A 6163-nucleotide genomic window follows, 5' to 3' on the forward strand; every position below is an offset into this window, starting at 1 on the left:
CTGAGCCCACCGGCTCCGTCAGCTAGGACGGATCGCCGGATGCTCGAGACCGAATCAGGAGAGGCCGGGCTCGCCCGCCGCCACGCCGTCGTCGACGGCTCTCCGCCGCGGCACCAACCGCGGCGGCATGTCCTGGGCGGGCTTCGCGTAGTGGGCGTGTGCCTGCTCCACCTCGCGCCGGCACACCAGGGAGAGCACCCGGTCGGTCTGCGGAGCCTCGAACCCCAGCCCTTCGAGGACCAAGCGGAGAGTCGGGTCCGCTCCGTCGTCCGTGAGGGTGACCAGGGCGGAGAGCGTGGGGGTGGTGTCGATGTCCGGCACGTCCATCGTGACGAGTGTTCGGACCCATCCGTCGGCGGACATGGAAGCCACCCGGGGCACCTGGGCCGCCGTCTCCGACCGAGTGATGGTGGTCTGACTCCGCGCCACGGCGAACAGCAGACGCCTCAGGCCGATCGCCGTCTCATCCCGGGGACCGGCGGTCAACCGGACACGCCCCTGCAGGACGGCGTGGGGCGGCGCCGCCTCGGCGGACGACGGATCGGACGAGTGGACGCCGCCCTCCTCCGGTCCGTCCTGTGGCGGACTTGCCTGGTACCGCCTGCGATGCCCCGTCCTCCTGCGAGGGACGGGCCTGCCTGCGGCCAAGCCACGTCGCGTACTCCTTCAGCCGGTGCCGTTCATTGCTGAAACCCTGCGGGGACGGTGCGGTCGAAATCTCGTCGAGCACGGAGACCAACCCGGCCATCCGGCCGGCGTCGCCCTCCTGCCTGAGGCCGTGGCCAGCGTCTGTTCGCGCTGCTCCTCACGGTCGGCGGCGGTCAGGTAGAAGTCCGGGGCGTCGGGGTGATGCGCACCCGGCCGAGACGGGCGGCGCGTTCGGCGACGGCTCGGGGGTTCCGCGACAGGTCCGAGAAGGTGACGGCGCCGGCGTTCCCGGCGCTCACAGCACCACCGTAATTCGGAATGCGTTCTGATAAGCAACGGACGGGGAAAGAGAGCGCCTCACCGTCGCATCCCGATGCACAACGCGGGGGCCGGCTGCCCGGCCGGGCTCCTCGGCACGGCGGGCATGCCGTGGTCGTACCGACGGCATCGGGTAGTGCGCGCTGAATCCGGTTCCGCGCCAGCACTCAGCGGGCCGCGATCCGGTGAGGCCGTCCGGCGCCCAGAACGACCCGGAGGGGCCTCAGGTGCTCTGCTCACCGCCGAGGAGTCGCTGGACCCACTCCAGGGAGCCGGTGCGGAGCACCTCGCCGGCCAGGCGCTTGGCGGAGGGCGTGGTGAGCGCGGCCAGGGAGCTGTCGATCCACGGCTGGACGTTCCGGTTGCCCTGCTCGCGGTACTCGACCGCCTGGACGAGGCACTCCAGCTTGTCGGCGTCGCGCGCGCAGACCGCCTCGAGGCTTGCCCTCTCCTCGTACTCGCCGACCGCGCCGGTGATCATCTCTGCCACCGGCCGGGGCACGTCCCGCACCTGGTCGGCGGTGACCTCCTCGTTCGGGGTGACCTCCAGATAGCGCTTGCCGAGGTAATGGACGTCGGTGGTGCGGGCCTCCTGGGTGTCGTGGAACAGGCTCATGAACGCCGCCCGCTCGGGGTTCCCGCCCTCCATCGCGGTGATCACGGCGGCGATGACCGCCGTCCGGAAGGAGTGGTCGGCGATGCTCTCCGGATCGCGCACCCCCGCGACCAGCCAGCCCGTGCGCCGGTAGCGCTTGAGCAGGCCGAGCTCGTACAGCAGGCCGGTCACCCCCGCCAGTTCCTCCGCCATGGGCGATCCCCTCTCCTCGTCCTCCGCGATCACGGTGCCCTCCGGGTCCTACCCAGGGAGCGGGTCTCGGCGACACCACGGCGGGCGAGCGCGTTCCCGGGATGGTCGTCGCCGAAGCAGCGCACGGTCTCGGCCAGATGCGGCTCGCACCGGGAGATGTCCGCCGCCCTGTCTTGTTCCTTCCTCGTGGGGGACGGCATGTCCGGCCCCGGCCCCGTCAGCCGGGCGGGCGGAGCCCGGCGAGCATGAGGGCGACGGTCCGCCCGCGCAGGTCCCGATCCCAGCCGCCCTGCAGGGCGCCCTGGCAGGCGCCGGTCAGCAGGGCCATCACCTCGTCGGCCCGGATCCCGGCGCGGATCGCGCCGGCGTCCTGCCCGCGCCTCAGCAGTTCCTCCACGACGCCGGAGAGCGAGCCGAGCGGGCCGGTGACCGGCACGTCCACCCCCTCGGCGGCGAGCAGGCTCACGACGGTCCGGTTCGCCGCGGTCCGCTCCACGAGCCGGGCGAAGAACTCGAACAGCGCGGTCGCGGGGTCCCCGTGCGCGAGGAGATCCGCCGCGTCGTCCGTGAGCTGCTGCAGCAGCTGCTTCATCAGCGCCCGCAGGAGGTCTGCCTTGGTCGGGAAGTGCCGGAACACGGTGCCGATCGCCACCCCCGCGCGCCGCGCGACCTCCTCGGTCGAGGCCTGCGGCCCGCCCTCGGCGAAGACGGCCTCCGCCGCCGCCAGGATCCGTGCGCGGTTGCGCTGGGCGTCGGCGCGCATCGGCCGGGGCTTCTCTATAGACAAGATGAGTCACCACTCACTATGTTCGTTCATGAGTAACCACTCATCTTATGACTCGCCCGAGGAGGCGGATGCCGTGCACGCCACACCACGCGAGATGTTCCAGCGCATGCAGCGGGAGTGGTTCGGCCGCCCCGCCGAACTGACCGGTGACGACCTCGCCGAGGACGTGGTCGTCGAGATCCCCTTCGCCCCGCCCGGCCTCCCGGCCAGGATCGAGGGCAGGCAGCGGTTCCTGGAGTTCGTCAACCCGCAGCGGGCGGGGTTCCCGGTCCGTTTCGACGACTGCCGGGTCACCGCCGTCCACGACACGGCGGATCCGGGCACGATCGTCGTGGAGTACGAACTGACCGGCACGTCCGTGAAGACGGACCGGCGGTCCACCGCCGCCTTCGTCGGCGTGCTGACGGTGCGCGACGGCAAGATCTCCCTCTGGCGGGAGTACCAGAACACCTTGGCCGTCCTGCAGGCCCTCGGGAGCGAGGCCTGAGGACCGCGGACCGGCCGGGGGCGAACCCTCCCGGCGGACCCGCGGACTCCCGGCCGGAGGGCGAACCCGCGGGCTCCCGGCCGGAGGACGGACCGGCGGACCCGCGGGTCAGCCGCCCAGGCCGGTCAGGAGGACGGCGAAGGTCGCGATGATCATGAAGGGGCCGAAGGGGATCTCGCTGTCGCGGCGGGCGCGGCGCGAGGCGATGAGCGCGGCCGCGTACAGGCCCGCCAGCAGGTGGGTCAGGAGCAGCCCGGCCGCCACCTGGCCCCAGCCGAGCCAGCCGAGGGCGCTGCCCAGCGACAGACCTAGCTTGGCGTCACCCAGGCCGATCCCGGCCGGATGCACGAGGAAGAGCACCAGGTAGAAGGCGGCCATCGCGCACCCCCCGAGCATCGCCCGCAGCAGGTCGTCGGGGCGGTGCAGGACGGCGGCGGTGACCGCCAGGAGCGCCAGGGTGCCGGCCCAGGCGGGCAGGGTCAGCCGGTCGGGGAGCCGGTGGACGGCGAGGTCGACGAAGGCGAGCGGGACGGCGAGCACGGCCAGCCAGGAGAAGGCCGCCAGCTCCCCGAGGGAGCCGCCCGGCGCTCCGGCCGGGGCGGCCGCTCCACCACCCTCCCCGAGCCCACCACCCTCCCCGAGCCCACCGGCCGCACCGGCGGAGACGGCCTGGACCGCCAGCGCCGCCAGGAGCAGCACACTGATCAGTTCGGTGGAGAAGGGGGGCGGGCCGAGCGCGGCGGCGCAGGACGGGCAGCGGCCCGTGGGCGGCGGCACGGCGAGACCGGCGGCGCAGGAGGGGCAGTGCGTGCGCGGCGGCTGGTCGTGGCCGACCGAGTGGCGCAGGACGGCGGCACGCTGAGGCCCGCCGGCGAGCGCGCCGAGCACCGCCAGGGCGAGGATCCACCAGGGGGAGGCCACCGGCCGACCATAGCCCGGCCGGTCCCGCCGTGTCCGGATATCGGCGGCCATGACCTCGGAGGTCATTGACGGCGCTACCCCCGATCATGGACGCTGGAGGCCCCTCTATACCCCCGGGAGGAATGGATCGCGTGGACACGGACCGCTTCGCACGGCTGCCGGCCGTCATCGCGACGCTGGTCCTGCTCCCCGTCCTGCTGGAGTTCCTCGCCTGGTACATCGAGGGCGAGGACTACGACGGCGCCCGCGCCGCCACGGTCGTCGGGGTGATCGTCTCCCTCGCCGGCATCGCCACGGTGATCGGCCGGCTCCGGGCCCGGCTGCCGGTGCTGATGGTGACCGCGCTGACGGTCCTCGCGGCCGGTGAGGCGGTGCTCGGCTTCGCCGCCGCGTTCGGCCCGGTGCTCTGGCGCGGCAGGGTCCCCGGCGAGCTGCACGGCCTGGTCACCACGGGGGTGAGCCTCTTCGCCGTCGTCACCGGCGTCTATCTGCTCACCCACTACGGCAGGGGCCTCTACCTGCCCTATCTGGACGCCGGGATGGGCCCGGTGCCCACCGCGACCAAGCGGAAGGTGCTCGGCGAGTCGGAGATCCTGATCCGGACCGTGCCCGGCGCCGGCCCGCCGGTGGAGAAGGCGCTCGACAGCTGCGTCGCCATGCTCGACCAGGACGACCTGCACTTCGTCGCCTACTACGCGGGCGGGCGCTGCTGCTTCTACGCCGACGTGCTCGACGACGTCGACCTGGCGCACTTCTTCCACGACACCACCCAGGAGGAGCGCCGCGCGCTCTACCTGAAGGCCGGCAACCAGCTGATCTGGCTCACCGAGCGGCTCGACCGGCAGTTCCGGCGGCTGGAGGGCGGCGCCCTCATCCGCACCGTGCTCGACGTCGAGCGCGGCGGCATGTACCTGTACCGGGTCGACCGGGCGCGCTATCTGGTCGGGGTGACGCTCGACGAGCGCAAGACGGACGTCACCGACGACAAGATGGCCGCCCTCGTGGACATGATCCGCGGCCACTTCACTCTGCCGCCCTTCAGCCGGCTGGCGCACCGCCCCCAGCCGGACGGAGATCGCCTGCGCCCCGTGCCGGGGAGCGAACGCGGGCCCGCGCCGGGACCCTGACCGCCCGCCTCGCCCGCCTGCGGCGCGGGCGCGGCACCCGCGCTCCGGCGGTCCCGCCGGTCAGCCGCGCCGGCGCAGCGGCCAGCCGAACCGGCGGCGCCGGGAGGCCGGGCCGGGCCCGGGGACCTGCTCCGCCATCCGCGCCACGGTGACGCCGCTGTCCGGGCCGAGCCGGTCGAGGGTGCCCGACTGCACGGCGGCGAACGCCGCCAGCACCCCGCCCTCGATCACGAACGGCACGGGCCCGGCGACGTCGACCACCACGGCCGCGACGCCCTCCGCGGCGGCGGCCTGGCAGACCTGCGGCGTGGTGGCCTGGATGGGCCGGGCGTCCGGGCGCCAGAGTTTCAGCGACTCGGCCCCGGTGAAGGCGAGCACCGCCTCCCGGCCGTCGTTGCCGACGAGCTTCGGCAGTGCCATCTCGCTCTCCTTCTCCTGCCGCAGGCCGTGCTCGCCGACCTCGGAGGAGGTCAGCAGCGCCACGACCGGGACCAGGAGGCGGGCCCCGCTCAGCGCGGCGATCACCTCGGTCGCCTCCGCCGTACCGGCGGAGAAGGCGGCGAGCGCGGAGGTCACGGCGGCGTCGCCGGTGCCGTCGTCGCCGGGGACCAGGGGTTGCGGAATGGTCAGCACGAACATTCACCCTACTCGCGGCGTCAGATGGGACAGGACGCGCGGCCGGGATGTCCCGGACACACCGGGACCACCGGCCCATGCGGCCGGGACCGGGGGCGGGCGAGGATGCCCGTACCGGAGAGAGGGAGAGGAAAGGCGATGCTGGACACGGTTGGAAACGGCACCCGGCTCGGTGAGCCGTGGATCGTCCGGGCGGTCGGCTACGCGGTCGAGGCCCTGGCCTTCGCCGGGACCCTCGCCGTCGTCTACGCGGTCTGGGGCTGAGCGACCGCCCGGGTACGGCCGCGCGGGGGCGGGCCGTCCGGGACCGGCGAGGCCGGGGGGAGGAGGAGACGGCCCGGCCCGGGGACCGGGCCGGGCGCGGCGGGACGGGCCGGGGCGCCGGGATCCGTCGGGGCGGCGGGATCAGCCGAGGTCGGCGATGGCGGCCA

Annotated in this window: 9 protein-coding genes; 3 read left to right on the top strand and 6 right to left on the bottom strand. The window is 73.9% G+C overall.

The window, feature by feature from the left end:
• Positions 1-54 precede the first annotated feature (54 nt).
• The 4 genes from ACFOWE_RS01855 to ACFOWE_RS01870 form a co-directional block, all read right to left on the bottom strand.
• Positions 55-327, bottom strand: a complete 273-nt coding sequence (locus ACFOWE_RS01855; RefSeq protein WP_377284973.1) for a hypothetical protein — start codon at positions 325-327, stop codon at positions 55-57.
• Positions 328-821: 494 nt separating this feature from the next.
• Complete coding sequence (locus tag ACFOWE_RS01860) at positions 822-947, bottom strand: hypothetical protein (RefSeq protein WP_377284974.1); 126 nt, start codon at positions 945-947, stop codon at positions 822-824.
• Positions 948-1189: 242 nt separating this feature from the next.
• The gene (locus tag ACFOWE_RS01865; protein WP_377284975.1) at positions 1190-1774 is read right to left on the bottom strand and encodes an HD domain-containing protein; all 585 of its coding nucleotides are present in this window, start codon (positions 1772-1774) and stop codon (positions 1190-1192) included.
• A gap of 217 nt (positions 1775-1991) precedes the next feature.
• On the bottom strand, positions 1992-2561 hold the full coding sequence (locus ACFOWE_RS01870; RefSeq protein WP_377284976.1) for a TetR/AcrR family transcriptional regulator: 570 nt from the start codon (positions 2559-2561) through the stop codon (positions 1992-1994).
• A gap of 28 nt (positions 2562-2589) precedes the next feature.
• Between ACFOWE_RS01870 and ACFOWE_RS01875 the strand changes: the two genes are divergently transcribed.
• Positions 2590-3048 carry a nuclear transport factor 2 family protein gene (locus ACFOWE_RS01875; protein ID WP_377284977.1) on the top strand — a complete coding sequence of 153 codons (459 nt, stop codon included), beginning with the start codon at positions 2590-2592 and terminating at the stop codon, positions 3046-3048.
• Positions 3049-3156: 108 nt separating this feature from the next.
• Here the strand turns inward: ACFOWE_RS01875 and ACFOWE_RS01880 are convergent, their stop codons facing one another.
• Positions 3157-3969: a prepilin peptidase gene (locus ACFOWE_RS01880; RefSeq protein WP_377284978.1), complete on the bottom strand. Its 813-nt coding sequence runs from the start codon at positions 3967-3969 to the stop codon at positions 3157-3159.
• 131 nt (positions 3970-4100) lie between these two features.
• Between ACFOWE_RS01880 and ACFOWE_RS01885 the strand changes: the two genes are divergently transcribed.
• A complete protein-coding gene (locus ACFOWE_RS01885) occupies positions 4101-5096 on the top strand; it encodes a hypothetical protein (RefSeq protein ID WP_377284979.1) in 996 nt (331 codons plus the stop codon).
• Between the two features lie 60 nt (positions 5097-5156).
• Here the strand turns inward: ACFOWE_RS01885 and ACFOWE_RS01890 are convergent, their stop codons facing one another.
• On the bottom strand, positions 5157-5729 hold the full coding sequence (locus tag ACFOWE_RS01890; RefSeq protein ID WP_377284980.1) for an SseB family protein: 573 nt from the start codon (positions 5727-5729) through the stop codon (positions 5157-5159).
• 141 nt (positions 5730-5870) lie between these two features.
• Here ACFOWE_RS01890 and ACFOWE_RS01895 point away from each other — a divergent pair, with 141 nt between their 5' ends.
• Positions 5871-5996, top strand: coding sequence for a hypothetical protein (locus ACFOWE_RS01895; protein WP_377284981.1), 126 nt, complete (start codon positions 5871-5873; stop codon positions 5994-5996).
• Positions 5997-6163: the final 167 nt, after the last annotated feature.

Origin of the sequence: Planomonospora corallina (assembly GCF_042650625.1) — a bacterium.
Classification (GTDB): domain Bacteria; phylum Actinomycetota; class Actinomycetes; order Streptosporangiales; family Streptosporangiaceae; genus Planomonospora_B; species Planomonospora_B corallina.